The organism is Inquilinus sp. (genome assembly GCF_039594555.1).
GTDB lineage: Bacteria > Pseudomonadota > Alphaproteobacteria > DSM-16000 > Inquilinaceae > Inquilinus.
Genome location: NZ_JBCNNF010000048.1, coordinates 1 through 24,980, shown reverse-complemented (window position 1 = coordinate 24,980; position 24,980 = coordinate 1). Strand labels below are relative to the sequence as shown.

Here is a 24,980-nt window from a genome sequence, read left to right as displayed (position 1 = left end):
TTTCGATATCGACCAGCCCGGCAAGGACAGCTGGCGCCACCGCGAGGCCGGGGCGACCGAGGTGCTGGTCTCATCCGACCGGCGCTGGGCGCTGATGCATGAGCATCGCGGCGCCGCCGAGCCGCCTTTGGCCGAACTGCTCGCCAAGCTGGCGCCGGTGGACCTGGTGCTGGTCGAGGGCTTCAAGCGCGAGGCCACTCCCAAGCTGGAGGTCTGGCGGGCCGAGACCGGCAAGCCGCCGCTGCATCCCGCGGATCCCAGCATCGTCGCGGTGGCCAGCGACGGGCCGATCGCCGACCCGGACCGGATCCGGCTGGACATCGACGACATCGAGGCGATTGCCGATTTCGTCGCCGATTTCGCCCGTGAGGCCGGCTGACGCATGGCCCGGCTGCCGGATGACTGCTTCGCGCTCGGCGACCGGCTGCTGTCGGTGGACGAGGCCGTCGCCGAGTTCCGGTCCCGGCTCGCCGTGGTGGCGGAAGCGGAAACCGTGCCGCTCGTGACAGCGGAGAACCGGTTCCTGGCCGAGGACGTGGTCGCCGACCGTTCGGTGCCGCCGCATGCCAATGCCGCGGTCGACGGCTATGCCGTCCATGCCGACGACCTGACGCCCGGCGCCCCGACCACCCTGCCCGTCGCCGGCCGCGCCGCCGCCGGCCACCCCTTCCCCGGCCTAGTGCCGCGCGGCGCGGCGATCCGCATCTTCACCGGCGCGCCGCTGCCCACCGGGCCGGACACGGTGGTGATGCAGGAGGATTGCGCGGCCGCGGATGGCCGGGTCACCCTGCCGGCCGGGCTGCGCCGCGGCGCTCATATCCGGCAGGTGGGCGACGACATCCGCGCCGGCGACACCGTGCTGACCGCCGGCCGCCGGCTGGGCCCGGCCGAGATCGGCCTCGCCGCCTCGCTGGGCCGTGCTGCCCTGCCCGTCCGTCGCCCGCTGCGGGTGGCGGTGCTGTCGACCGGCGATGAGGTGCGCGACCCGGGCGCGCCGGTAGCCGCGGGACAGATATACGACGCCAACCGCTACCTTCTGGCGGCGCTGCTGCGCCGGCTGGGCTGCGCGGTAATCGATCACGGCATCGTGCCGGACCGGGCCGATGCCGTCCGCTCGGGCCTGGCGGCGGCCGCGGCGGAGGCCGATGCGATCGTCACCTCCGGCGGTGTCTCGGTCGGCGACGAGGACCACGTCAAGGCGGCGCTGGAGGCCGCCGGCGGCCGCTTGCATCACTGGCGCCTGGCGATCAAGCCGGGCAAGCCGGTGGCCCTGGGCCAGATCGGCGGCGCCGCCTTCCTGGGCCTGCCCGGCAACCCGGTGGCGGCGATGGTCACCTTCCTGCTGGTGGCCCGGCCGCTGCTGCTGCATCTCGCCGGCGCCGAGCCGCTGCCGCTGCGCCGCTTCCCGGTGGCCGCCGGCTTCGGCCACGGCAAGAAGCCGGGCCGCCGGGAGTTCCTGCGCGCGGTGCTGGACACGGGCGCCTCCGGCGCGCTGGTCGCCCGCCGCCACGGCCGCGAGGGCGCCGGCATGCTGAGCTCCCTCGCCGGGGCCGAAGGGCTGGTCGAGCTACCGGAGGATGTGACCGCGGTGGCGCCCGGCGACCCGGTTGCCTTCATTCCGCTGAACGCGCTGCTGTAGCGGCCGCGATGTCCGACCCAGCGGCCTCCACTCCTTCACCCGCCAAGGCGGCGCCGCCCGTCGTGGTCGATTCCGCCGGCTGGACCGGCATGACGCCGTCCCCCCGTCCTCCCCGCCCGCCGATCCCGCCACCGATTCCGGTCCCGCCGGAGATGAAGCGGGCGCGATGGCTGTTCCTGGCCGCCGCCGGAGCCTTGGCGGCCTACACGATCCTGATCGGCAAGATGTCGCCGTCTTCCGCCCACAGCCTCGCTCAGGGCCTGTCGCCGATCACCGACCTGATGGGCATCATCATCCCGTCCGTCGCATCGGTGCAGGCGGATCTGGTGGCGCGCGGCTTCCCGGATCGCGCCGTCATCGTCGGGCACGCCTATGCCATGCAGTGGCTGTTCGCCCTGGTCGCGCTGCTGCTGCCGATCCCGGACTTCTGGCGGAGCCGGGCCTATCTCAAGGCCGACAGGGAACGGGCCCGAGCGCTGCCGGGGGCCCGCCGCGTCGGCTGGCGCTTCCGCATCGGGCTGGCGTTGTTCCTGGCCCTCTTCATGGCCTTTCCGTTCTTCGGCATCTCGCACACCAACGGACGCCGGGGCTTTGATCTCGCGCTGTCGAACACCCATCTGTTCGAAAGGCTGTTCCTGTTCGCCGGATGGCTGCTGATGGGCGTCGTCATGCTCGTTGTGGCCGTCCGGTTCATCTCCGGTCCGGAAGATCCCCCTCGTCCAGAGTCGATATCCCGATGAAGCTCCTGTATTTCGCCTGGGTCCGCAGCAAGATCGGCACGGCCGCGGAGACGCTGTCGCCGCCGGAGACCGTGCGCGACGTCGCCGGCCTGCTGGACTGGCTGCGCGCCCGCGGCGCCGGCTATGCCGACGCCCTGGCCAACCCGGCGGTGGTGCGGGTCGCGGTCAACCAGCGCTTCGCCAGACCGGCCGACCCGGTGGCGCCGGGCGACGAGATCGGCATCTTCCCGCCCGTGACCGGAGGCTGAGATGGCGGTTCGGGTGCAGGAGGCCGACTTCGACGTCGGCGCCGAGATCGCGGCGCTGTCCGACGGCCGCAGCGATGTCGGCGGCGTCGCCAGCTTCGTCGGGCTGGTGCGCGACATCGCCGGCGGCACCGCGGTCACGGCGATGACGTTGGAGCATTACCCCGGCATGACCGAGCGGCAGCTCGAGGAGATCGAGGCCGAGGCCCGCAGCCGCTGGCCGCTGCTGGAGGTGCGCATCGTCCACCGCATCGGCCGGCTGGAGCCGGGCGACCGGATCATGTTCTGCGGCGCCGCCTCGGCCCATCGCGGCGCGGCGCTGGAAGCCTGCGCCTTCCTGATGGACTGGCTGAAGACCAAGGCCCCCTTCTGGAAGAAGGAGGAGACGCCGGCCGGCGAGCGCTGGGTCGAAGCCCGCGCCGAGGATGACGACGCAGCGGCGCGCTGGCGCTGATTTCTGTCCTGCCTTTTCCCCGCTTCTCATCGTGACGCCGGCGGTGTAGCCCGGTCGGAACGAAGGGGAAACGCGACATGGTGCAGGCATCGGCACAACCGGCGCCCGGCTGGGCGGATCTGCTCGGCGAGGGCAGGCTGCCGCGATTCGCGATGGTCTGCCTCGGCATCTGGCTGAACGCGGCCGATTCCCTGGTCACCGCCACCATCATGCCCAGCGTCGGCGCCGACCTGGGCGGCTATGCCTATTTCAGCTGGGCCACCGCCGGCTTCCTGATGGGCGCCATCCTGGCCGGCGCCAGCGCCGGGCGGCTGTCGGAGCGGTTCGGGCTGCGCTGGGCCTCGGCCATCGGCGGCCTCGCCTTCGCACTGGGCTGCGTGGCCAGCGCCGCCGCCCCCGATATCGGCGTGTTCCTGGCCGGCCGGCTGCTGCAGGGCATCGGCAGCGGCTGGGTGGCCGGCTTCTCCATGGTCGCGATCGCGCTGCTGTTCCCCGAGCGCCACCTGGCCCGCATGTTCGCCGTCGCGTCCGGCATCTGGGGCATCGCCACCATCCTGGGGCCGCTGGTCGGCGGGCTGTTCGCCCAGGCCGGCGACTGGCGTGCCGTGTTCTGGCTGTTCACGGCCCAGGCGCTGGTCTTCGCCGCAGCCTCGCCCTGGCTGCTGAAGGGCACGGTGCGCAGCGCCGGACAGCGGGGTGTGCCCTGGCTGCAGATCGGCGGGCTGGCGCTGGGAGTCGGCGCCATCGCCATGGCGGATGTCGTCCCGAACCCGGCGATCGCCCTGGCGCTGGTCGCCGCCGGCCTGGGCATCCTGGTGCTGGTGATGCGCATCGATGCCGGCGCCCGGGTGCGGCTGCTGCCGCGCCAGGCGGGCGACCTGCGCACGGTCTGCGGCACCGCCTACGCCGCAGTCTTCGCCCTGATGGCGACCTCCATGGCGCTGAACGTCTACGGCCCGGCCATCCTGCAGACGCTGCACGGCCTGTCGCCGCTGTGGGCCGGCTATGTCGTGGCGGTGATGGCGCTGGCCTGGACCCTGGCCGCCTTCGTCGTCGCCGGCGCCACCGGCGCAGGCGAGCTGCGCTGGCTGCTGCGCGGCGCCGTCTGCATCCTGGCCGGCGCGGTGCTGCTGGTCGTGGTGATGCGCGACGCGCCGCTGGCCTGGATCGTCGGCGCCGCCCTGCTGATGGGCGCCGGCTTCGGCTTCTCCTCCAGCCTGCTGAACCGGCGGCTGATCGGCACCCTGGCCAATGACGACAAGGCGATCGGCAGCGCGGCGATGATCGCGGTGCGCCAGACCGGCGGCGCGGTGGGCGCCGCCATCGCCGGAGCGGCCGCCAACCTGGTCGGCTTCGGCGAAGGCCTGACGGTCGAGACCGCCCGGGCGGCGGCGCTGTGGGTGTTCGTCACCGCCCTGCCGCTGGCCGTGTTCGGCGCCTGGGCCGCTTGGCGGCTGACCGTCGCCGCTAGCGCGGCCCCGGCCCGTCGCGAGCCGGGTCGAGGCTGACCCACAGCGCGCCGTCGAACGGCAGGGCGGAGAAGCGGCTGTCGATCTCGGCCAGGGTGGCGCCGGGGTCGAGGTCGCCGAAGATCTCCGGCCGAACCCAGCGCGCCACCGCCTCCACCGCCACGATGTTCAGCGGCACGGCGTTGAAGAAGTTCCACAGCCCGTGCACCCGGCCGTCGCGGGCGGCGGCGATGCCGGGCAGGCCGGGCGCCGACAGCACCGCCGCCAGGCTTCGGCGGGCAGCCTCGGCGGAAATGCCAGGCCCGACGACGAGGCCCGGCACGCCCTCCGCCTGCGGCAGGCCGGTGGCGATGTAGACCTGCGGGTCCCGGCCGATCACATATTCCAGGCTGAGCACCCCGCCCCCGGCATCCGGGAACCGGTCCGCGGCGATGTTGCGGCCCCCGACCAGCGACACCAGTTCGCCCAGCCCGGTCTCGCCGAACGCCCAGCAGCAATCGTCCGGCTGCGGATAGGCGTGCATCAGCACGGCCGGGCCGGGTTCCGGATGTTCGGCCATGCGCCGGCGGATACGGTCCAGCCGCGCCTCCCAGAAATCGGCGAAGGCGTTGGCCCGATCCTCGCGGCCGAGCACCCGGCCCAGCAGCCGCATGCTCGAGGCGGTGTTCGCCAGCGGCCGATGGTTGAAATCGACCACCACCGCCGGCACGCCGGCCGCGGCCAGCCGGTCCAGGATCAGCCGCCCCTGCTCCGTCTCCGCCTGCCAGGCGCCGAAGATGGCGAGGTCCGCCCCGACCGTCAGCGCCTTCTCCAGCGAGAAGCTCTCATCCGTGCCGCCGCCGACCACCGGCACCTCGGCCAGGCGCGGGAACCGGGCCAGGAAGGCGGCATAGAGGCCGGGGTCGTATTGCCGGGTGTCGTCGGCCCAGCCGGCCAGCAGCGACACCGGGTCGGGGTCGACCAGCGCCAGCGCCACCAGGTTGATGCCCGCCCCCAGCAGCACCGCCTTCGGCTGATGCGGCACCGTCACCTGCCGCCCGGCGGCGTCGGTCACGGTGACCGGCCACTCGGCTCGAACTGGAAAGGCAAGCAGGCAGGTCAGCAGCAGGAGCGCGCAGGCCAGTGCGTTGGATCGGTTCATGAATTCGTCCTGGTCACGTTCCCATTCGAACTAGACGAGAATGAGAATTAATGTCAATTAGCCCGGTATCGCGACCCCGGCAACCCTGCCGGCCCTTCTTCCGCAACCGGAGCCCATCCCACCGATGCGACATCGACCCAGCCCCCGCGCCTGCCTTCTCCTCGGGCTGCTCGCCACCACGGCGCTCGCGCCGACGCCGACCTTGGCCCAGGCCGAAGCGCAGGGACCGGCCGGTGACGCGGGGGTGACGCTGGCCCCGATCGTGGTGCAGGGCAGCGGCGAGACGCCGACCAGCGAGGTGCGGGGCTTCACCGCGACGAACAGCGCCAGCGCCACCAAGACCGACACGCCGCTGCTGGAGACGCCGCAGTCGATCTCGGTCGTCACCCGCGGCCAGCTGGACGCCCGCAACGTGCAGAGCCTGCAGGAGGCCCTGGCCTACACCCCCGGCATCCTGACCGGCCTCTACGGCTTCTCGCCGCGGCTCGACCAGTTCTGGATCCGCGGCTTCGACGCCGCCTATTTCGGCATCTTCCGCGACGGGCTGCGGCAGCCGACCGGCCAGGTCTTCGCCGGCATCCGCACCGAGCCCTACGGCTTGGCGGCGATCAACGTGCTGCGCGGCCCGGCCTCGGCCAATTACGGCCTGTCCTCGCCCGCCGGGCTGGTCGACCTGGTCACAAAACGCCCGCCGGACCAGCCGCTGCGCGAGGCCGAGCTGCAATTCGGCAACCATGACCGCTATCAGGGCCAGTTCGACCTGGGCGGGCCGCTGGACGAGGAGAATCGCTTCTCCTGGCGCCTGACCGGGCTGTTCCGCGACAGCGACACCCAGATGCCGGCGGTGCCGGATGACCGCGCCTATATCGCCCCGGCCTTCACCTGGCGGCCGAACGAGGACACCACGGTGACGGTCCTCGGCGCCTACCAGAAGGACAAGAGCGGCGGCAGCCTGTTCAACTACTACTCCCGGGCGACCGGCCTGCTCGACATCCGCACCGCGGACCCGGCCTGGAACGACCTGGACATCGAGAGCGTGCGCGCCGGCTATCAGGTCGAGCACCGGGTCGACGACGCGCTGACGCTGCGGCAGAGCTTCCGCTACGCCCATGTCGACGCCAACACCCGCTATGTCTACATCACCGGCCTGTCGGACGACGGCAACACCGTCTTCCGCCGCGCCGGTCAGGATCGCGAGAGCTTGGACACCGTGTCGGTCGACAACCAGGCGCAGCTGCGCTTCGACACCGGGCCGGTGCAGCACACGCTGCTGGCCGGCGTGGACTACACCTTTGTCGACACCACCCATATCGCCGGCGACGGGCCGGCGCCGGATCTCGACCTAGTCACCCGGAACTACGGCAAGCAGCATATCGACATGCCGCCGGTCTACGGCCGCACCTTCCAGCGGCAGGACCAGGTCGGCGTCTATCTGCAGGACCAGATCCGCTATGGCGGCTGGCTGCTGACTCTGAGCGGCCGGCACGATTGGGTCGACACATCGACCAAGGAGCGCCTCGGCGGAACCGAGCAGGATGTCTCCGACAGCGCCTTCAGCGGCCGCGTCGGCCTGACCTATGTCACCGATTTCGGCCTCGCGCCCTATGTCTCCTACGCCACCTCCTTCAACCCGAATCTCGGCACGGACTTCGAGGGCCGGGCCTTCGAGCCGACGACGGCGGAGCAGGTCGAGGCCGGCGTGAAGTACCAACCGGAGGGGCTGAACAGCTTGATCACCGCCTCGGTGTTCCAGATCACCCAGGACAAGGGGCTGATCGCCGATGCCGGCCATATCAACTTCAAGGCCCAGCGCGGCGAGATCCGGGTCCGCGGCATCGAGCTGGAGGGGCTGGCCGATCTCGGCGACGGGCTCAGCCTGCAGATCGCCTATACCTATCTCGACCCGGAGGTGACCGAGGGCACCGCGGCGACCGAAGGCAAGGACCCGTCCGGCATCCCGAACCACATCGTCTCCGCCTGGGCCGACTACCGGGTGCCGGACCGGATCGTGCCAGGGCTGAGCCTTGGCGCCGGCCTGCGCTATATCGGTTCGAGCTACCGCGACGACGACAATTCGACCGGCCGGAACGACGCTGTGACCCTGTTCGACGCCGCCATCCGCTACGATCTCGGCGCGGTCGAGCCGCGGCTGGACGGGCTGCAGCTGGCGGTCAACGCCACCAACCTGTTCGACCGCGACTACGACACCTGCGCCCAGGGCTATTGCTACCAGGGCCTGGGCCAGACCGTGATCGGCAGCATCAAGTATCGGTGGTGAGGGAGGCTTTCCCCAGTTTGTCATCGCCGGGCTTGACCCGGCGATCCAGGGGCCGCCGGGAGCGGCGTCGACATCTCTGGATGCCTGGGTCAAGCCCGGGCATGACACAAGAAGCGGAAAGCAGAAGGGGCGCGGCCGATCCGACCGCGCCCTTCGTCATTCCGTCGACCTCAGGCCGCGGCCGCCTTCGGTTCCTTCCGGACCTCGGCGCTATAGGCGTCGATCATGGTCTTGCAGATCTGGCCCGGGGTGAAGCGGTGCGGGCCGATCTCGCCGACCGGGGTGATCTCGGCCGCGGTGCCGGTCAGGAACACTTCCGTGCCCCTCGCCAGCTCCTCCGGCTGGATGTGCCGCTCGACCACCTCGATGCCGTTACGGCGCGCCAACTCGATCGCGGTCTGGCGGGTGATGCCGTTCAGGAAGCAGTCGGCGGTCGGCGTGTGCAGCTTGCCGTCGATGGCGATGAAGACGTTCGCGCCGGTCGCCTCGGCGACATAGCCGCGATAATCGTACATCAGCGCGTCCTGGTAGCCCGCGGCCTCGGCCTTGTGCTTGGCCAGGGTGCAGATCATGTACAGGCCGGCGGCCTTGGCGTGCACCGGGGCGGATTCCGGCGACGGGCGGCGCCAGTCGGACAGGGTCAGGCGGATGCCCTTCATCTTCGCCTCGGCCGAGAAATAGCTCGGCCACTCCCACACCGCGATGGCGACATGGATGGTGTTGGCCTGGGCCGACACACCCATCATCTCCGACCCGCGCCAGGCGACCGGGCGGATATAGGCGTCGGTCAGGCCGTTCTTCTCAAGGGTCAGCGCCTTTGCCGCATCCAGCTCGGCCGTGCTGAAGGGCAGCTTCATGCCCAGCGTGGTGGCCGAGAACTCCAGCCGCTTCGAATGCTCCGTGCCCTTGAAGATCCGGCCGTTGTAAGCCCGCTCCCCTTCGAATACAGAACTGGCGTAGTGTAGGCCGTGAGTCAGGACGTGGATGTTGGCGCTACGCCATTCGACCAGCTTGCCGTCCATCCATATCCAGCCGTCACGGTCATGGAAGGGAGTCGTCGACATGATGGGCCTTTCCCGCATTGTCATTTGTGTCGCCGTCGGACCGTGAGCGGTAACATTCGGGGTCAAAACAAGTCAACATGGCTGACATAAAATCGCCCGTGAACCCGCTCTTCCTCCGTGAGGAGGAGATCCGCCAAGGCATCGAACTGCTATTCTACGCCTATCGCGGCTTCACTGCCGAGCCCGATGCACTGCTCGCAACCCTGGGTCTCGGCCGGGCCCATCACCGTGCGCTTTATTTCATCGGGCGGCATCCGGAGATCACGGTCAGTGCGCTGCTGGCCATCCTGCGCATCACCAAGCAGAGCCTGGGCCGAGTCCTGAACGAGCTGGTCGAGCGCGGCTATGTCGAGCAGCAACAGGGCCAGCGCGACCGGCGCCAGCGCCTGCTGACCCTGACCGAGAAGGGTTCGGTGCTGGAGCGGCAGCTGTTCGAGAGCCAGCGCAAGCTGATCGGCCAAGCCTACCGCAACGCCGGGGCGGAGGCGGTGGACGGCTTCCGCAAGGTGCTGGAGGGGCTGATCGCGCTGAGCGAGCCGGCGGCGCTGGAGGAGGAGCCGGAGGTGCCGGCCGCCGCCCCGCGCGTCGCCAGCCGGTAGACGCCGATGACCCTGACCGCCGACGAGCCCGCCCACATCCTGGTCGTCGAGGACGACCGCCGGGTCCGCGAGCTGCTGCGCAAATACCTGATGGAGAACGGCTTCCTGGTGACCGCCGCAGTCGACGCCGCGGATGCGCGAGAGAAGCTGGCGGCGATCGCCTTCGACCTGCTGGTGCTGGACGTGATGATGCCCGGCGAAACCGGGCTGCAGCTGACCGCCGACCTGCGCCAACGCATGAGCACGCCGATCCTGCTGCTGACCGCCCGCGGCGAGCCGGAGGACCGGATCGCCGGGCTGGAGAGCGGGGCCGACGACTATCTGCCGAAGCCGTTCGAGCCGCGCGAGCTGGTGCTGCGCATCAACAGCATCCTGCGCCGCCTGGCCCCGCCGCCGCCCCGTGCCGCCGGCACCATCCGGCTGGGCGCCTTCACCTTCGACATCGAGCGCGGCGAATTGCTGCAGGAGGGCGAGCGCGTGCGCCTGACCACCGGCGAGGAGAATCTGCTGCGCATCCTGGCCCAGCATGCCGGCGAGACCGTGTCGCGCGAGGCACTGACCGAATCCGGCACCATCGACGGCGGCGTCCGGGCGGTCGACGTGCAGGTGACGCGGCTTCGGCGTAAGATCGAGCCGGATCCGCGCCTGCCCCGCTATCTCCACACCGTGCGCGGCGAAGGCTATGTGCTGAGACCCGACGGATGATGCGCGCCCCTGCCCTGCCCCGGCTGTCCACCCCCCTCCGGCTGCGGGCGAGGATCAAGCGGTTCCTGCCCCGCACCCTGTTCGGCCGGGCGCTGGTGATCATCGTCACACCGATGATCCTCGCCCAGGCGATCTCGACCTATGTCTTCTTCGGCCGCCACATCGACGTGATCACCACGACGATGGCCCGCACCGTCTCCGGCGAGATTGGCCTGACCATCGACGAGATCGGCGGCGGCATGACGCCGGTCGCCCGCGCCGCCGTGTTTAACCGGGCGCAGCGCAACACCGGGCTGATCTACACCTTCGACCCCGGAATCGAGCTGGGGTCGACCAGCAGCGATGCCCTGGACGAGGGCCAGTACGCCCTGGCCCGCGCCATCCGGGCATCCCAGCCCTACGACTTCACCATCCAGTCCGGCGAGGAGAACGACACCGATATCGTCCGCATGCAGCTGTCCAACGGCGTGCTGACGGTCGAGGTGCCGTCCAAGCGCCTGTCCAGCTTCACCACCAACCTGTTCTACCTGTCGATGCTGGGGTCGACGGTGATCCTGTCGGCCGTCGCCATCATCTTCATGCGCAACCAACTGCGCCCGATCCGGCGCCTGGCCATCGCCGCCGACCGCTTCGGCAAGGGCCGCGACATGCCGGGGTTCCGGCCGCATGGGGCGGAGGAGATCCGCCAGGCCTCCGAGGCCTTCATCGACATGCGCGACCGCATCCGCCGCCAGATCCAGCAGCGCACCGAGATGCTGGCCGGCGTCAGCCACGACCTGCGCACGCCCCTGACCCGGATGAAGCTGCAGCTCGCCATGCTCGGCGACGGGCCGGACATTGACGAGCTGCGCGCCGATGTCGAGGAGATGCGGCAGATGATCGACGCCTATCTCTCCTTCGCCCGCGGCGAAGGCACCGAGGAGGCGACGCCGACCGACCTCGCCGCCTTCCTGGAGGAGGTGGTGGTGGCGGCACGGCGGGAAGGCGCCGACATCGCCTTCGACGCGCCGGAGAGCCAGGTGCTGCCGCTGCGGCGCGAGGCGATGCGACGCTGCCTGGCGAACCTGCTGTCCAACGCCCGGCGGCACGCCCGGCACATCCGGCTGTCGGTGATCCAGGACGAGGCCGCGGTGGCCCTGGTGGTGGACGATGACGGCCCCGGCATCCCGCCGGACCAGCGCGAGGAGGCGATGAAGCCCTTCGTCCGGCTGGACGAATCGCGCAACCAGGAGACCGGCGGCACTGGGCTCGGCCTCGCCATCGCCCGCGACGTGGCGCGGCGGCATGGCGGCGACCTGGTGCTGTCGACCTCGCCGATGGGCGGGCTGCGCTGCACGGTGCGCCTGCCGCTCTGACCCTGGGAGGGAGACCGATGGGCCGGCTGCGGGAGATCGTGTTCGAAAGCCGCTCAGCGCCGGCCCTGGCCCGGTTCTGGGCCGCGGCGCTCGACGGCTATGCCGTGCGCGCCTACGACCAGGCGGAGATTGAGCGCCTGGCCGCGCTGGGCCTGACGCCGGAGACCGATCCGGTCGTCCTGGTCGACGGGCCAGGACCTAGCCTGTGCTTCCACCAGGTACCGGGGCGCGACTACACGAACAACCGGGTGCATCTCGACATCACCGCGCCGGACCGCGCGGCCGAGGTGCGGCGGCTGCTGGCCCTCGGCGCCAGGCTCGAGCGCGAGGCCGAGGGCTACACGGTGATGCTCGATCCGGAGGGCAATCAGTTCTGCGTCGCCGACAGCCGCTGACCATCACTTGTCGTCACGCGAGGTAGAGGTCAGCTTCCAACGGCCTTCAGCCCCGCGATCAACCGGTCGACCGCCTGCGGCTGCAGCCTGGTGTCGACCACCAGCCGGGCCGCGCCCAGCAGGCCGGCCATCTCGCCCGACCGCGCGGTGGTGATGGTCAGGTCGCCCGTCGCCAGCGGCAGGCAGCGCTGGTAGACGAACTCGCGGACCCCCGCCAGCAGGTGCTCGCCCGCCTCGGCCAGGGTGCCGCCGACGACGATGACGCCGGGATTCAGCACGGCGACCACATCCGCCGCCACCTCGCCCAGCACCCGGCCGGCCTGGCGCACCAAGCTGATCGCCTCCGGCCGGTTGCGCTGGACCAGCGCCATCACGTCGCGCGCGTTGCGGGCCTCGAAGCCCCTGGCCCGCAGGTCGCGGGCGATGGCCCAGCCGGCGGCATAGGCCTCGACACAGCCCAGCTTGCCGCAGCGGCACAGCGGTGCCTCGGCGTCGCGCAGCTGGATGTGGCCGATGTCGCCGGCCGCTCCACGGGCGCCGCGATGCATCCGGCCGTCGGTGATGATGCCGCTGCCGATGCCGGTGCCGGCCTTGATGAACACCAGCTGCCGCTCCTCCGGCCAGAACTGCCGGTGCTCGGTCAGGGTGCGCAGCCGGACGTCGTTCTCGGCCAGGACCGGCGCCGCATAGTCGGCAGCGAACCAGCCGGGGATGTCGAAATCGTCCCAGCCGGTCATCACCGAGGGGCCCATCACCCGGCCTGCGGCATGGTCGACCGGCGCCGGCAGGCACAGGCCGATGCCAAGCACGTCCTCCGGCTGCCGGCCGATCTCGGCCAGCAGATCGCGGAACTGCCGGGCGATCCAGGTGAGGGTCGGCACCGGACCGGTGCCGACCTCGAGGTCTCCGAGCCGTTCGGCCAGCACATGCGGCCCGAGATCTGTCGCCGCGACGCGGATCCGGCTCTCGCCGACATCGGCCGCCAGCACCACGCCGAACTGTTCGTTCAGCTTCAGCACCCGGGCCGGGCGGCCGCCGCTGGCCTGCGTCTCCTCCGCCTCCTGCAGCAGCCCGCAGTCGAACAATACGCCCAGGCGCTGGGTGATGGTGGCGCGGGAGAGATCGGAGATGCGGGCAAGATCGGCCCGCGACCGCGCCTGGCCGGATAGGATCAGCGACAGCACATGGCCGGCGCCGGCGGTGCCCAGGGCGTGGGTCTCGATATCTGAAACAGCCATGGCTACTTATGATCTTTTCCAGTCAAAACATCCAGAAGATCCGATTGACTCTCGCCAAAAGTCGGAATTATCGTTCCGCTTGCCGGTCAATCGTCCGGCCAATTCGGCAGGGCCGGCGCCGCAGAAGCGCCCGCCCGCAAACAGGAGGAAACCGCGATGATCCGATCGCACACGCCCGAGGCTGCGCTGTCCGTGAACCGCCGTCGCCTCGCCGGCCTGCTCGCCGCCGGCGCCGTGGGGCTGGCCCTGGCCGCCGGCAGCACCGCCGCGATGGCGCAAGAGGCCATCGTCGGCCTCGTCACCAAGACCGAGGTCAACCCGTTCTTCGTCAAGATGCGCCAGGCCGCCGAGGCGGAGGCCAAGGCGAAGGGCCTGAAACTGATCGCCCGCGCCGGCAAGTTCGATGGCGACAATGAAGGCCAGGTGGCGGCGATCGAGGACCTGATCAGCGCCGGTGCCAAGGGCATCCTGATCACCCCGAACAACTCCTCCGGCGTGCTCGGCGCCGTGAAGAAGGCGCGCGATGCCGGCATCCTGGTGATCGCGCTGGACACCGCGACCGACCCGGCCGACGCGGTCGACGCCACCTTCGCCACCGACAATTTCCAGGCCGGGGTGCAGCAGGGCCAGTACGCCCGCAAGGCGCTGGGCGACAAGGCGCCGAAGCTGGCGATGCTGGACGGCACGCCGGGCGGCACGGTCGACACCTTCCGCCATGACGGCTTCCTCAAAGGCTTCGGCATCGCCGAGGGCGACGCCGCCATCGTCGGCAAGCAGAACACCAACGGCGCCCAGGACAAGGGCCAGACGGCGATGGAGAACCTGCTGTCGGCCCATCCCGACATCAATGTCGTCTACACCATCAACGAGCCGGCGGCCCAGGGCGCCTATGCCGCGATCAAGGCGGCCGGCAAGACCGACGACATCGTCGTCACCTCGATCGACGGCGGCTGCCTGGGCGTCAAATACGTCAAGGACGGGCGCGTCGCTGCGACGGTGATGCAGTTCCCCTACAAGATGGCGCAGATGGGCGTCGACGCCGTGGCCGAATACGCCAAGAGCGGCAAGAAGCCGAGCGGCTTCGTCGACACCGGGTCCTTCCTGATCACCGGCAAGCCGCTGCCCGGGCTGGACTCGAAGGATCTGGAGTTCGGAGAGAAGAACTGCTGGGGCTGACCGCCGCCAGGTTCTGAATGGATCGATCCGGATTGGCCGCACCGCTCCCCCTCACCCGAAATCGCTCCGCGATTTCGACCTCCCCCCAAGGAGAGGTGACCACCCCTCTCCCTCTCCTCGGGGAGAGGGAGGGGCCCGACGCCGCAGGCGGCGGGAGGGTGAGGGGGATGGGCGCCGCCGGTTTCACCGACCTCCCGAACGAGAGAGCGATGGCCCCATCCTCGTCCTGGATCGGGCGGGCGGCGCGGGTTCTGACCACCCCGCCGCTCGGCCCGCTGATCGTGCTCGTCGCCTTCGGCGCCGTGTTCACGGTGATGAGCGAGCGCTTCCTGACCCCGGGCAACCTGTCGCTGATCGTGCAGCAATCGGTGATCATCGGCACGCTGGCGATCGGCCAGACGCTGGTGATCCTGACCGCCGGCATCGACCTGGCCACCGGCGCCATCGCCGTGCTGGGCACCATCGTCGCCGGCAAGCTGGTGGACGAAGGCCACGCCGCCCTGCCCGCCCTGCTGCTGGCGATCGCGCTGTGCAGCCTGGTCGGCCTGGTCACCGGCACGCTGGTCAGCCGGCTGAAGCTGCCGCCCTTCATCGTCACGCTCGGCATGCTCGGCATCGTCACCGCCGCCACCCGGCTGTTCTCCGGCGGCGGCGCCTTCCCGGTGATGGACGACCTGCTGGGCTGGTCCGGCAACACGCTGCGCCTGGGCGGCGCCGTGATCACCTACGGCATCGTCATCATGCTCGGCCTCTACGGGCTGGTCTGGTACCTGCTGAACCACACCGCCTGGGGCAAGCATGTCTACGCCATCGGCAACAGCCCGGAGGCGGCGCGGCTGGTCGGCATTCCGGTGCAGCGGCGGCTGCTGTCGGTCTATCTGTTCGCAGCCTTCCTGTACGGCATAGGCGCCTGGCTGGCGCTGGGGCGGATCCCGAACGCCGACCCGAACGCGATGCAGACCGCCAATCTGGACAGCATCACGGCCGTGGTGATCGGCGGCACCAGCCTGTTCGGTGGCCGCGGCAGCCTGATCGGCACGCTGATCGGCGTCCTGATCGTCGGCGTGCTGCGCAACGGCCTGACCCTGATCGGCATCGACCCGCTGTGGCAGGACCTGGTCACCGGCGTCCTGGTCATCGCCGCGGTCGCGCTGGACCAGCTGTCGCGATGGAGGAGGGTATGAGCGCGCCCGTCCTGGAGGCCCGCGGCGTGGTCAAGCGCTACGGCCATGTCACCGCGCTGGGCGGCGTCGATTTCGAGCTGCGGGCCGGCGAGGTGCTGGCGGTGGTCGGCGACAACGGCGCCGGCAAGTCGACCCTGATCAAGGTGCTGTCCGGCGCCGTCACGCCCGATGAGGGCGAGGTGCTGCTGGACGGCCAGCCGGTGCGGTTCCACGGCCCGCTGGACGCCCGCCGCCGCGGCATCGAGACGGTGTACCAGGACCTGGCGGTGGCGCCGGCGCTGGACATCGCCACCAACCTGTTCCTGGGGCGCGAGCTGCGCCGGCCCGGGCCGCTGGGACGCTGGCTGCGGCTGTTGGACAAGCCGCGGATGCGGCGCGAGGCGCAGCGCCACATGGACGAGCTGCGCTTCCGCCTGCCGTCGATCACCCATGCGGTCGAAAGCCTGTCCGGCGGCCAGCGCCAGGGCGTGGCCGTGGCCCGCGCCGCGGTCTTCGCCCGCAAGCTGGTGATCATGGACGAGCCCACGGCGGCGCTGGGCGTGCGCGAGACCGGCCAGGTGCTGGACCTGATCCGCGGCATCCGCGACCGCGGTCTGCCCGTCGTCCTGATCAGCCACAACATGCCGAACGTGTTCGAGGTGGCCGACCGCATCCATGTGATGCGTCTCGGACGCCGCGTCGCCGTGACCTCGCCGCAGCGCCACAGCATGGCCGAGGTGGTGGCGATCATGACCGGGGCGATGCCGGGCGACCAGCCGGCCCCGACCATCGAGGCCCAACCATGATTCTCTTATCCGTCATCCCGAGCGCGGCGCAGCACGCAGTGATGCGACGCAGAACCGGGATCTCTCACCGACTGCATCGAAATCCCGTGTCTGCGCAGCGGCACTTCGCGCCGCAGCGCGCACGGGATGACGATCATTGGTTCACTTGCCTTCCTTCTTCCTCCTCCCCAGACCGAAACACGAGAGACCGAGCATGACCCGCCTGGACGAGAAGCTGGCCCGCATCCGCGCCGGACAGTACAAGCGCGGCGACTTCATCATCGCCGATGCCAAGGACGGCGACATGGGGCCGAGCCTGACCTCGACCGGCCCGAACCGCGCGCCGGACGGCAGCTGGACCCGCTATCGCACCCGCGACGAGTTCCTGGACACCATCCGCCAGGTGGTGGAGCAGGACATCGTCGACATCATGCTGGTCTCGGCCTCGAACCTGGAGCGGCTGGTCGAGAGCGGCACCTTCCGCAACAGCAAGGTGAAGCCGGCGATCCGCGCCAACGACACCACCGATGTCTGGGTGGTCCGCGGCTGTTCCTATCCCAAGCAGCCGTCGCGGCCCTTCCGCTCGGCTGTCCTGCCGCGGGTGATGCATGGCGGCCTGACCCCGGACCCGAAGGCGCCGGTCACCGGCACCGATCTCGGCCTCTACTCCGTCACCTTCAACAACGACCTGGATTCCGACATCCGGTCGCTGGAGGCCTTCGCCGAGTTCCGCGCCGACTGCGCCGCCAACGGCTTCAAGTACTTCTTCGAGGTCTTCAACCCGAATGTCTCGAGCGGCATCGACCCGGAGCTGCAGCCGCACTACCTGAACGACTGCATCCTGCGCTGCCTGGCTGGGGTGATGAAGGCCGACCGGCCGCAATTCCTGAAGATCCCCTTCAACGGCCCGAAGGCGCTGGAGGAGTTGGCCGGCTTCGATTCCAGCCTGATCGTCGGCGTGCTCGGCGGCGGCGCCGGCACCACCCGCGACTGCTTCGAGCTGCTGCACCAGGCCGAGAAATACGGCGCCCGTGTCGCCCTGTTCGGCCGCAAGATCAACCTGGCGGAATCGCCGCTGGCGATGGTCAGCTTCATGCGCCAGGTGGCCGACGGCACGATCGTGCCGGAGGAGGCGGTGAAGGCCTATCACGGCGAGCTGCAGAAGCAGGGCATCACCCCGCTGCGCCCGCTGGCCGACGATCTGCAGATCACCGAAGCCGTGCTGAAGCAGGGCTGAGATGGAGCGCTCCGGCATCATCTGCGGCGGCACCATCTGCATCGACGTCAACAAGGTCATCGACCGGTTCCCGCCGCAGGAGCATGTCGCCAAGATCGTGGAGGAGACGCCGGATTCCGGCGGCCCGGGCTTCAACATGGCGATCGACCTCGCCCGCCTGGGCGCGCCCTTCCCGATCGAGGTGGTGGGCGTGGTCGGCGACGACGCCTACGGCCAATTGGCGCTGGACGTCTGCCGCGACCACGGCGTCGGCGCCGGCCGGATCGCGGTGCTGCCGGGCGGGCGCACCGCCTATACCGACGTGATGATCGTGGCCCAGGGCGGGCGGCGGACCTTCTTCTACCAGGAGGGGGTCAACGCCCTGCTGTCGCCCGCGCATTTCGACCTGACCGGGTCGACGGCGAAGATCTTCCATGTCGGCTCGCCCGGGGTGCACGCCCGGATGGACGCGCCGCAGGGCAGCGGCAACGGCTTCACCGAGGTGCTGGCCCGCGCCCGCGCCTCGGGCCACCGCACCAATATGGAGCTGGTCGGCGTGGCCGGCGACCGGCTGCGCGACCTGACGGTGCCGTGCCTGCCTCTGCTCGACAGCATCATCATCAACGAGCTGGAGGCGACGGCGCTGACCGGCGTCGAGACCCATCGCGACGGGCAGCCCGACTGGGCGCTGGTCGAGGCGGCGGCGACGGCGCTGATCCGCATGGGCGTGTCGACCCTGGCGGTGGTGCATTTCCCGGAAGGCGTGGTCGCCGTCGACCGCGACGGCCGGCTGTGGCGTCAGGGCGCGGCCTGGGTGCCGCCGGAGTCGGTGAAGAGCACCAACGGCGCCGGCGACGCCCTGGCCTCCGGCGTCATGCTGGGGCTGCATGAGGGCTGGCCGGTGGAGAAGGGGCTGCGGCTGGGAGTCTGCGTCGCCGCGCTGAGCCTGGGGTCGTACAGCACGTCGCGGGCGATCCCCTCGGCGGAAGAGTGCTTCGCCTATGGGGAGCGAGCGGGGTTCAAGCCGACGAGCTGAACCCTTCGCCCTTTGAGTCCCCCTCCCCTCGCGGGAGGGGGTTAGGGGGAGGGGGTTGTCGACGTCAGAACAGACCTTCGGGGGCGCCGGCTCCGGCGGCACGAACCCCCTCCCCCTACCCCCCTCCCGCAGGGGGAGGGGGGACTCGGATGGCTTGGCGGCGGGGATCTCGCAGCCCTCTCCTCCCCCTCACCCCGGGATCGGGAACCGCCTCGCAAAGTCCCGCACCGCATTCACCAGCGCCGGCTCCGGCCGGGCGCCGGTGATGGCGTCGACGATCAAATCCGCCAAAGCCGTCATCTGCCCCTCGCGCATCCCCCGCGTGGTGACCGCCGGCGTGCCGAGCCGCAGCCCGGAAGGGCGCAGCGGCGGACGGGTGTCGTCCGGCACCACCTGCTTGTTCGACACCAGCCCGACCCGGTCCAGCCGCTGCTGCGCCTCGTCACCGTCGACGCCGAAGCTGGCCGCCACGTCAACCACCATCAGGTGGTTGTCGGTGCCGCCGGTCACCAGCTGCGCGCCGCGGCCCTGCAGCGCGGCCGCCAACGCCTTGGCATTGTCGAGCACCCGCCGGGCATAGGCCCGGAACTCCTCCTGCGCCGCCAGGTGCAGCGCCGTGGCCAGGGCCGCCACCTGGTCCATATGCGGGCCGCCCTGCAGGCCGGGGAACACCGCCTGGTCGATCGCCTTGCGGAACGGCTCGCGGCACAGGATCAGCCCGCCGCGCGGCCCGCGCAGGGTCTTGTGCGTGGTGGTGGTGACGACGTCGAAGCCGGCCGCCAGCGGGTTCGGCAGCGCCTTGCCGGCGATCAGCCCGCCGATATGCGAGACATCGGCCATGGTGATGGCCCCGACCTCGTCGGCGATCGCCTTGAAGGCGGCGTAGTCGATGTCGCGCGGGTAGGAGGAGAAGCCGGTGATCAGCAGCTTCGGCCGCTCGCGCCGCGCGGTCTCGCGGATGGCGTCGAAGTCGAAGCCGCCGCCCGGCACGGTGCCGTAGCGGACGAAGCGGAAGATCCGGCCCATGGCCGAGACCGGCGCGCCATGGGTCAGGTGGCCGCCATGCGACAGGTCCATCGCCAGGATGGTGTCGCCCGGCTGCAGCAGGCCGAAATACACCGCCTGGTTCATCGGCGAGCCGGAGAGCGGCTGGACATTGGCGTGCTCGGCGCCGAACAGCGCCCTGGCGCGGCCCTGGGCCAGCTCCTCGATCTCGTCGGCATGCAGGTTGCCGCCATAATAGCGGCGGCGCGGCTGGCCCTCGGCGTATTTGTCGGCGAAGGCCGAGCCGATCAGCGGCCGCAGCTCAGGGAAGGCATGGTTCTCCGACGCGATCAGGGTCAGGCCCTGCTGCTGCCGGCGCTCCTCGCGCTCGAGGATTTCGGCGGCCTCCGGGTCGGCTTCAGCCAACCGGCTGCGCAGGTCGGGATCGGCCGGGTCGGGCTGGTGCTGGTATTTCATGCGAAGTGCTCCGTTTCGATGCCTGGACACGAATCGCCTGACCAGCTTCCAAGGAAGGCTGCCCAGGCGAGCGGCATCGAAACGGTCCTCCACGCTCCCTCGGGGTGCTCCCCCGTCTCGCCAGTCACGTGGAGGGTATGGCTGATCCTGCGATCGTGACGATGATCGGTTGGACGCGATCCGGCGTCAACCGTGGAGTCCCAGGATCAGGACCCGGTCATTCCGATAGCAGCGAATGACGTCTATGAGCCCAAGCTGTATCCGAACTGTGATGAGCCGGCGTCCGATTTGGCCGAACGCTTCAAGTCCCAATGACCTCCCCCCGAGTTCGCGCTGGCTTGCAACCGGAACTCTGGGTTGCGGAAGACAATCTCTAGAACCCCTTTTTCCCGCGCGAACTGACTGCCAATTTCTCAACCAGTTTATCAGTTATAGGATTTTTCACCGAGAATGTGACTCCAGTCTTGGTTGCCTTGAGCTTCAAAGAAGCGATCTCGTCGGCATGAGCAGCAATTGCACCCGGGTCAACATATAGACCACATTGTTTACTAAAGGCGGCATAGCCCGCGATGATCGTTCCTTCGATCTGAAATCCGGGCATATCATACTGAATGACTTCTTCGGCGTCTGGCAGTGCCCGCGATAGCTGTGCGCGCAGTTGGGCCAACATGGCGCGAAACTGCTCCGGTGCGGCAGCTATATAAGCGTCATGGTTATTGTTCTTCGTCATGCAGACAGCATGCCTTCTGGTATGTCCAAAGGCAACAAACCAGACGCTGGCAGCCTCGCCGTCGTCCATCTCGCCATCGTCCATCGCGGCAGCGTCCATCCCGCCGCCGCCGTTCTCTGGTGGTCATGAGTCCCGGCCCTAATACAGCCGCCCGCCATTCGGTACCGGGCGCTCGATTGCGGCCAGCACGACATTGCCGTCGCTGTCTGGGAAGCCCAGCACCAGGATCTCGGAGAGGAAGCGGCCGATCTGCTTCGGCGGGAAGTTCACCACCGCCGCCACCTGGCGGCCCAGCAGCGTCTCCGGCGTGTAGTGCACGGTCAGTTGGGCCGAGCTGCGCTTCTGCCCGATCTCGGGGCCTAGATCGACGGTCAGCTTGTAGGCCGGCTTGCGCGCCTCCGGATACGGCTCCACCGCCACGATGGTGCCGACCCGGATGTCGACCTTGGCGAAATCGTCATAGCTGATCGTCATTCTGCCCTCCGCGAACCGGCGCGCACCCTGCCGCGCCGGCGCCCGGATGGCAAGAAGGCCGCCCGGAGGCGGCCTTCGTGATCACGACAATGGCGCCGGGATCAGCGCTTCGTCGTCGGGGCCTTCAGCACGCCCTTCAGCTCGTCGAAGCTGGCGCTGACGCGCTTGCTGACGATCTCGGCGGCCTCGGTGTTCGACTTGGCCAGGAGCTCGGCCAGCTCCTTCATGTCGGCGATCGCCTTCTCGAAGGTGACCTTGGCCAGCTCGGTCTGCTTGGCCAGCTTCTCCTCCGGCGCGCCGGTGGAGACAGCGTTGGAGAACTGGGCCTGCAGCTCGGCCAGGTTCTGGCGGATGATCTCGCCCTGGCGGCGGGCGAAGGCCTGCACGCCCTCGGCCGCGGTGCGGTTGGCGGCGGTCAGCGCCTCGATGTTCTTGCGCTGGGCCTGCAGCACGGCGTCGAGGTCGACGCCCGGAACCTTGAACTCGCCCAACAGCTTGGTGAAGTCGACGTCCCAGACCGGCGGCACCTTGCTCATGGCCAACTCCCGATTGCACAAGAATGCGGCACTTTACACATTTGCGCCGCGATGCAAAAGGAATTTGTGCACTGCAGCAAAGCTGTCATCTTCTAGTGCACCGTGGGCTCCTGGCCCGGCTGAGCGGTGGGTTCGGCCTGCGCCTCCTCCGCCCGGCGCGCGCCGCGGCCGCGGCCGAAGGTCTGCTCCCACTGCTCGGCCTGGCGCAGCCGCTGGTCCAGCGCCTTCATGGTGCGGTCCAGGTCCGGCGAATCATCCTGCTCCCATACCCGCAGCACTAGGCCGTAGATCAGGCACAGCGCCCGCACCCGCGCCCGGCCGAGCAGGCCGGAGGTCGAGATGCCGGCGGATTGCAGCGTCCACTTCATCGACAGCTCCAGCTGCCGCGCCTGCAGCAGGGCGGTCAGCGGGTCCAGCCGCAGGTCGCGCAGGATCGCCTTGATCCCGGCGCGGTGGCCGGACAGCACGTCGAAGCGGCGCATCATCAGGTCGAACAGGCGGTCGCGCGGGGACTCGTCCTCGCCCGGCAGCCCCTCGGACAGCGCGATCTGGTCGATCATCCGGCTGAACCCGGCCAGCAGCTCCGGCTTCGACGGGCAGTGGCGGTACAGCGCCGACATCGGTACCCGCGCCGCCTGGGCGACGTCCGAGAGGGTCAAAGCGCGCCACCCCTTCTCCGCCGCTAGGTCGACCGCGGTGGTGACGATGTGGTTCGCAATATCGGCCTTCTTCGCCATGGTCCCGGCCCTTCGCGCCATCGGCCTCGCGGCCCCCGAGCGCCCGCCGGGGCGGGCGCAATTGCGTTCCAATCTAACGCAAATCGGCGGGAATGCGAGCCGGGACCGGACCAGGTGCCTAGGACCGGAGATGCTCCAGGATCTGGATGGCGTTGAGCGCGGCGCCCTTGAGCAGCTGGTCGCCGGAGACGAACAGGGACCGGCCGGTCGGGTCGCCGAGATCGGTGCGGATGCGGCCGACCAGCACCTCGTCGCGGCCGCTGGCCTCGGACGGCATCGGGAAGTGGTTGGCGGCGCGATCGTCGACCAGGCGCAGCCCCGGCACTGCCGCCAGCAGGCCCCTCGCCTCCTCCGGCGACACCGGCGTGCCGAACTCCACGTTCAGCACGATCGAATGGGCCCGCAGCACCGGCACGCGGATGCAGGTGATGCCGATCGGCAGCTCCGGCGCGCCGAGGATGCGGCGGCTCTCGGCGATCGCCTTCAGCTCCTCGCCATTGTAGCCGCTGTCCGGATCGACATCGGCGTTGTGGCTGAACAGGTTGAAGGCGTAGGGGTGCGGTAGCACCTTGGGCTCGAACGCCTCGCCTCGCAGATGGGCGGCGGTGGATTGGCGCAGCTCCTCCATCGCCGCGGCGCCGGCGCCGGAGGCGGACTGGTAGGTCGTCGCCGTGACCCGCCGCAACGGGTGCGCCCGGTGCAGCGGCGCCAGCGCCACGGTCATGATCGCGGCGACGCAGTTCGGGTTGGCGATGATGCCGGCGTGGTTGGCCAGGGATGCTGCGTTCACCTCCGGCACCACCAGCGGCACCTCCGGCCGCATGCGGAAGGCCGAGGAGTTGTCGACCACCACCGCCCCGGCCGCCACCGCCAGGGGCGCGTAGCGGCGGGAGATGCCGGCCCCGGCCGAGAACAGGGCGATGTCGATGCCGGCGAAGCTGGCCTCGGTCAGCTCCTCCACCGCCAGGTCGCGGCCGCGGAACGGGAGGCTGCGGCCGGCGGAGCGGGCGGAGGCCAACAGCCTCACCGCCGCCGCCGGGAACCGCCGCGCCTCCAGGCAGCGCAACAGCTCGACGCCGACGGCGCCGGTGGCGCCGACGATGGCGATGACGGGTTCGGGCGAGCGGACGCCGCGTCGCGCCTCCTGGAGATCGGGGGATGAGAGCATGGTGTCGTCCTTCCTCTTCGAACCGGGAGGGACGATGGCTGCACCGTTGGGCCCCGTCCGTCCTCGGCGGGGCCTCTGGCTGCTATGTCGCGGTGATCACCGCACGCGCCAGAGAACGCCCGCCGCAGCGGTCGTCTTGGTGGTGCGCTTCAGGGTGATCATCGTCGCCATGGGCCAGTCGTAGCGTCCGGCCGCGGGAGCCGTCAAGCCGCCGCGGTTCGGTCCGTTACTGGCAGACGGCTTCCACCTTGTGGCCGTCGGGGTCGATGACGAAGGCGGCGTAGTAGCCGGGACCGTAATGCGGCCGCAGCCCGGGCGGCCCGGCATCGCGCCCGCCTTCGGCCAGGGCAGCGGCGTGGAAGCGGTCGACAGCCTCCCGCGTCGGGGCGTCGAAGGCCAGATGGAAGCCAGGCCCGGGCGGCACCACCGGCTGCGGCTGGCGCTTGAGCGCGAGTTTGTCGTTGCCGCCGGGCGGGCCGTAGCCGGCGGCGGTGTCGTCGGCCCAGACCCGCACCATCCCGACCGGCGCCAGCACGGCGTCGTAGAAGCGGATGGCGCGGTCGAGGTCGAACACGCCGAGGGACAGGTGGCCGATCACGGCGCCCGCTTCGCCACATCGGCGACCACGCCGCCGGTCAGCGCCACCAGCTGCTCCGGGGTCAGGGCGAAGACCGAGTTCGGCGTGCCGGCGGCCGCCCAGATCCGCGGCAGGGCCAGCAGGTCGCGGTCGATCACCACATGCGGCGGCGTGGCATGGCCGACCGGGGCGACGCCGCCGATGGCGAAGCCGGTGGCGTCGCGCACGAAGCCGGCATCGGCGCGCTCGATCCGGACGCCGTCGATGCGGTCGGCCAGGGCCGCGGCCACCGCCGCCTCGTCGACCCGGTTGACGCCGCTGGCGATCACCAGCACCGGCCGCTGGCTGCCGCGGGCGCGGAACACCAGCGACTTGGCGATCTGCGCCACCGTGCAGCCGATCGCCGCGGCGGCATCGGCCGAGGTGCGGGTCGAGGCGTCGAACACCCGGATCTCGGGCTCATGCCCCGCTGCCGCCAGCGCCGCGGCGACGCGCTCGCTGCTGCTGGCCATCAGGCCAGTTCCCGGCCGCGCTTCGTCGCCGCCGCGACCGCGCGGGTCATCAGCGGCTGCAGCCCGTCCGGCGCCATCAGTACGTCC

The 24,980-nt window shown here is 70.2% G+C and carries 27 protein-coding genes and 1 riboswitch; of the genes, 16 read left to right on the top strand and 11 right to left on the bottom strand.

Translation table 11 applies throughout. The features are described from left to right. From mobB to ABDW35_RS07800, 6 genes are all read left to right on the top strand, one after another. Positions 1–379, top strand: a 379-nt coding sequence (mobB, locus tag ABDW35_RS07825) for a molybdopterin-guanine dinucleotide biosynthesis protein B (RefSeq protein ID WP_343713292.1), incomplete at its 5' end; no start/stop codon positions are given. Positions 380–382: 3 nt separating this feature from the next. After that, positions 383–1,639 carry a gephyrin-like molybdotransferase Glp gene (glp, locus tag ABDW35_RS07820; RefSeq protein WP_343713291.1) on the top strand — a complete coding sequence of 419 codons (1,257 nt, stop codon included), beginning with the start codon at positions 383–385 and terminating at the stop codon, positions 1,637–1,639. A gap of 281 nt (positions 1,640–1,920) precedes the next feature. Beyond that, positions 1,921–2,379, top strand: coding sequence for a hypothetical protein (locus tag ABDW35_RS07815; protein ID WP_343713290.1), 459 nt, complete (start codon positions 1,921–1,923; stop codon positions 2,377–2,379). Next, on the top strand, positions 2,376–2,627 hold the full coding sequence (moaD, locus tag ABDW35_RS07810; RefSeq protein ID WP_343713289.1) for a molybdopterin converting factor subunit 1: 252 nt from the start codon (positions 2,376–2,378) through the stop codon (positions 2,625–2,627). Before ABDW35_RS07815 ends, moaD begins: the two co-directional genes overlap by 4 nt. 1 nt (position 2,628) lies before the next feature. Next, entirely contained in the window at positions 2,629–3,078 is a 450-nt protein-coding gene (gene moaE / locus ABDW35_RS07805; protein WP_343713288.1) for a molybdopterin synthase catalytic subunit MoaE, read from the top strand. Between the two features lie 77 nt (positions 3,079–3,155). Further along, a complete protein-coding gene (locus ABDW35_RS07800; RefSeq protein ID WP_343713287.1) occupies positions 3,156–4,586 on the top strand; it encodes an MFS transporter in 1,431 nt (476 codons plus the stop codon). Here ABDW35_RS07800 and ABDW35_RS07795 read toward each other — a convergent pair. Beyond that, the gene (locus tag ABDW35_RS07795; protein WP_343713286.1) at positions 4,546–5,688 is read right to left on the bottom strand and encodes an ABC transporter substrate-binding protein; all 1,143 of its coding nucleotides are present in this window, start codon (positions 5,686–5,688) and stop codon (positions 4,546–4,548) included. The genes ABDW35_RS07800 and ABDW35_RS07795 overlap by 41 nt on opposite strands. Positions 5,689–5,812: 124 nt before the next feature. Between ABDW35_RS07795 and ABDW35_RS07790 the strand changes: the two genes are divergently transcribed. Then, positions 5,813–7,966: a TonB-dependent siderophore receptor gene (locus ABDW35_RS07790; RefSeq protein WP_343713285.1), complete on the top strand. Its 2,154-nt coding sequence runs from the start codon at positions 5,813–5,815 to the stop codon at positions 7,964–7,966. A 170-nt stretch (positions 7,967–8,136) separates the two neighbouring features. On the opposite strand, the gene ABDW35_RS07785 is transcribed toward ABDW35_RS07790, so the two are convergent. Continuing rightward, positions 8,137–9,030, bottom strand: a complete 894-nt coding sequence (locus ABDW35_RS07785) for a branched-chain amino acid aminotransferase (RefSeq protein ID WP_343713284.1) — start codon at positions 9,028–9,030, stop codon at positions 8,137–8,139. Between the two features lie 77 nt (positions 9,031–9,107). Here ABDW35_RS07785 and ABDW35_RS07780 point away from each other — a divergent pair, with 77 nt between their 5' ends. From ABDW35_RS07780 to ABDW35_RS07765, 4 genes are read left to right on the top strand one after another with little or no spacing between them, the layout of a single operon-like run. Next, positions 9,108–9,629 carry a MarR family transcriptional regulator gene (locus tag ABDW35_RS07780; protein ID WP_343713283.1) on the top strand — a complete coding sequence of 174 codons (522 nt, stop codon included), beginning with the start codon at positions 9,108–9,110 and terminating at the stop codon, positions 9,627–9,629. A gap of 6 nt (positions 9,630–9,635) precedes the next feature. Then, positions 9,636–10,334, top strand: a complete 699-nt coding sequence (locus ABDW35_RS07775; protein ID WP_343713282.1) for a response regulator — start codon at positions 9,636–9,638, stop codon at positions 10,332–10,334. Next, a complete protein-coding gene (locus ABDW35_RS07770; RefSeq protein ID WP_343713281.1) occupies positions 10,331–11,689 on the top strand; it encodes an ATP-binding protein in 1,359 nt (452 codons plus the stop codon). Before ABDW35_RS07775 ends, ABDW35_RS07770 begins: the two co-directional genes overlap by 4 nt. Before the next feature lie 17 nt (positions 11,690–11,706). Continuing rightward, a complete protein-coding gene (locus ABDW35_RS07765) occupies positions 11,707–12,084 on the top strand; it encodes a VOC family protein (RefSeq protein ID WP_343713280.1) in 378 nt (125 codons plus the stop codon). Positions 12,085–12,113: 29 nt separating this feature from the next. Here the strand turns inward: ABDW35_RS07765 and ABDW35_RS07760 are convergent, their stop codons facing one another. Beyond that, the gene (locus ABDW35_RS07760) at positions 12,114–13,322 is read right to left on the bottom strand and encodes an ROK family protein (protein ID WP_343713279.1); all 1,209 of its coding nucleotides are present in this window, start codon (positions 13,320–13,322) and stop codon (positions 12,114–12,116) included. A gap of 156 nt (positions 13,323–13,478) precedes the next feature. On the opposite strand from ABDW35_RS07760, the gene ABDW35_RS07755 reads away from it, so the two are divergent. The 5 genes from ABDW35_RS07755 to ABDW35_RS07735 all read left to right on the top strand — a co-directional run bounded on the left by ABDW35_RS07755 (position 13,479) and on the right by ABDW35_RS07735 (position 18,698). After that, positions 13,479–14,498, top strand: coding sequence for a substrate-binding domain-containing protein (locus tag ABDW35_RS07755; protein ID WP_343713278.1), 1,020 nt, complete (start codon positions 13,479–13,481; stop codon positions 14,496–14,498). Positions 14,499–14,707: 209 nt separating this feature from the next. Continuing rightward, entirely contained in the window at positions 14,708–15,682 is a 975-nt protein-coding gene (locus ABDW35_RS07750) for an ABC transporter permease (RefSeq protein ID WP_343713277.1), read from the top strand. Further along, complete coding sequence (locus tag ABDW35_RS07745; RefSeq protein WP_343713276.1) at positions 15,679–16,467, top strand: ATP-binding cassette domain-containing protein; 789 nt, start codon at positions 15,679–15,681, stop codon at positions 16,465–16,467. The genes ABDW35_RS07750 and ABDW35_RS07745 overlap by 4 nt, the downstream gene beginning before the upstream one ends. Positions 16,468–16,660: 193 nt before the next feature. Further along, positions 16,661–17,683, top strand: coding sequence for a hypothetical protein (locus ABDW35_RS07740; RefSeq protein ID WP_343713275.1), 1,023 nt, complete (start codon positions 16,661–16,663; stop codon positions 17,681–17,683). 1 nt (position 17,684) lies between these two features. Continuing rightward, a complete protein-coding gene (locus ABDW35_RS07735; RefSeq protein WP_343713274.1) occupies positions 17,685–18,698 on the top strand; it encodes a carbohydrate kinase family protein in 1,014 nt (337 codons plus the stop codon). Positions 18,699–18,887: 189 nt separating this feature from the next. Here ABDW35_RS07735 and glyA read toward each other — a convergent pair whose 3' ends face one another. The 8 genes from glyA to ABDW35_RS07695 form a co-directional block, all read right to left on the bottom strand. After that, on the bottom strand, positions 18,888–20,159 hold the full coding sequence (gene glyA, locus ABDW35_RS07730; protein WP_343713273.1) for a serine hydroxymethyltransferase: 1,272 nt from the start codon (positions 20,157–20,159) through the stop codon (positions 18,888–18,890). A gap of 53 nt (positions 20,160–20,212) precedes the next feature. Further along, positions 20,213–20,297: riboswitch (ZMP/ZTP riboswitch) on the bottom strand. 235 nt (positions 20,298–20,532) lie between these two features. Beyond that, positions 20,533–20,988, bottom strand: coding sequence for a DUF1801 domain-containing protein (locus tag ABDW35_RS07725; RefSeq protein ID WP_343713272.1), 456 nt, complete (start codon positions 20,986–20,988; stop codon positions 20,533–20,535). Positions 20,989–21,027: 39 nt separating this feature from the next. Continuing rightward, a complete protein-coding gene (locus ABDW35_RS07720) occupies positions 21,028–21,363 on the bottom strand; it encodes a tRNA-binding protein (protein ID WP_343713271.1) in 336 nt (111 codons plus the stop codon). Positions 21,364–21,464: 101 nt separating this feature from the next. Then, positions 21,465–21,899 (bottom strand): phasin family protein, encoded by a 435-nt coding sequence (locus tag ABDW35_RS07715; RefSeq protein ID WP_343713270.1) that lies wholly within the window; start codon positions 21,897–21,899, stop codon positions 21,465–21,467. A gap of 92 nt (positions 21,900–21,991) precedes the next feature. After that, positions 21,992–22,636 (bottom strand): helix-turn-helix domain-containing protein, encoded by a 645-nt coding sequence (locus ABDW35_RS07710; RefSeq protein WP_343713269.1) that lies wholly within the window; start codon positions 22,634–22,636, stop codon positions 21,992–21,994. 118 nt (positions 22,637–22,754) lie between these two features. Next, on the bottom strand, positions 22,755–23,804 hold the full coding sequence (locus ABDW35_RS07705; RefSeq protein ID WP_343713268.1) for an aspartate-semialdehyde dehydrogenase: 1,050 nt from the start codon (positions 23,802–23,804) through the stop codon (positions 22,755–22,757). A 226-nt stretch (positions 23,805–24,030) separates the two neighbouring features. Beyond that, a complete protein-coding gene (locus ABDW35_RS07700) occupies positions 24,031–24,402 on the bottom strand; it encodes a VOC family protein (protein WP_343713267.1) in 372 nt (123 codons plus the stop codon). After that, on the bottom strand, positions 24,399–24,893 hold the full coding sequence (locus tag ABDW35_RS07695; RefSeq protein ID WP_343713266.1) for a YbaK/EbsC family protein: 495 nt from the start codon (positions 24,891–24,893) through the stop codon (positions 24,399–24,401). The genes ABDW35_RS07700 and ABDW35_RS07695 overlap by 4 nt, the downstream gene beginning before the upstream one ends. Positions 24,894–24,980: the final 87 nt, after the last annotated feature.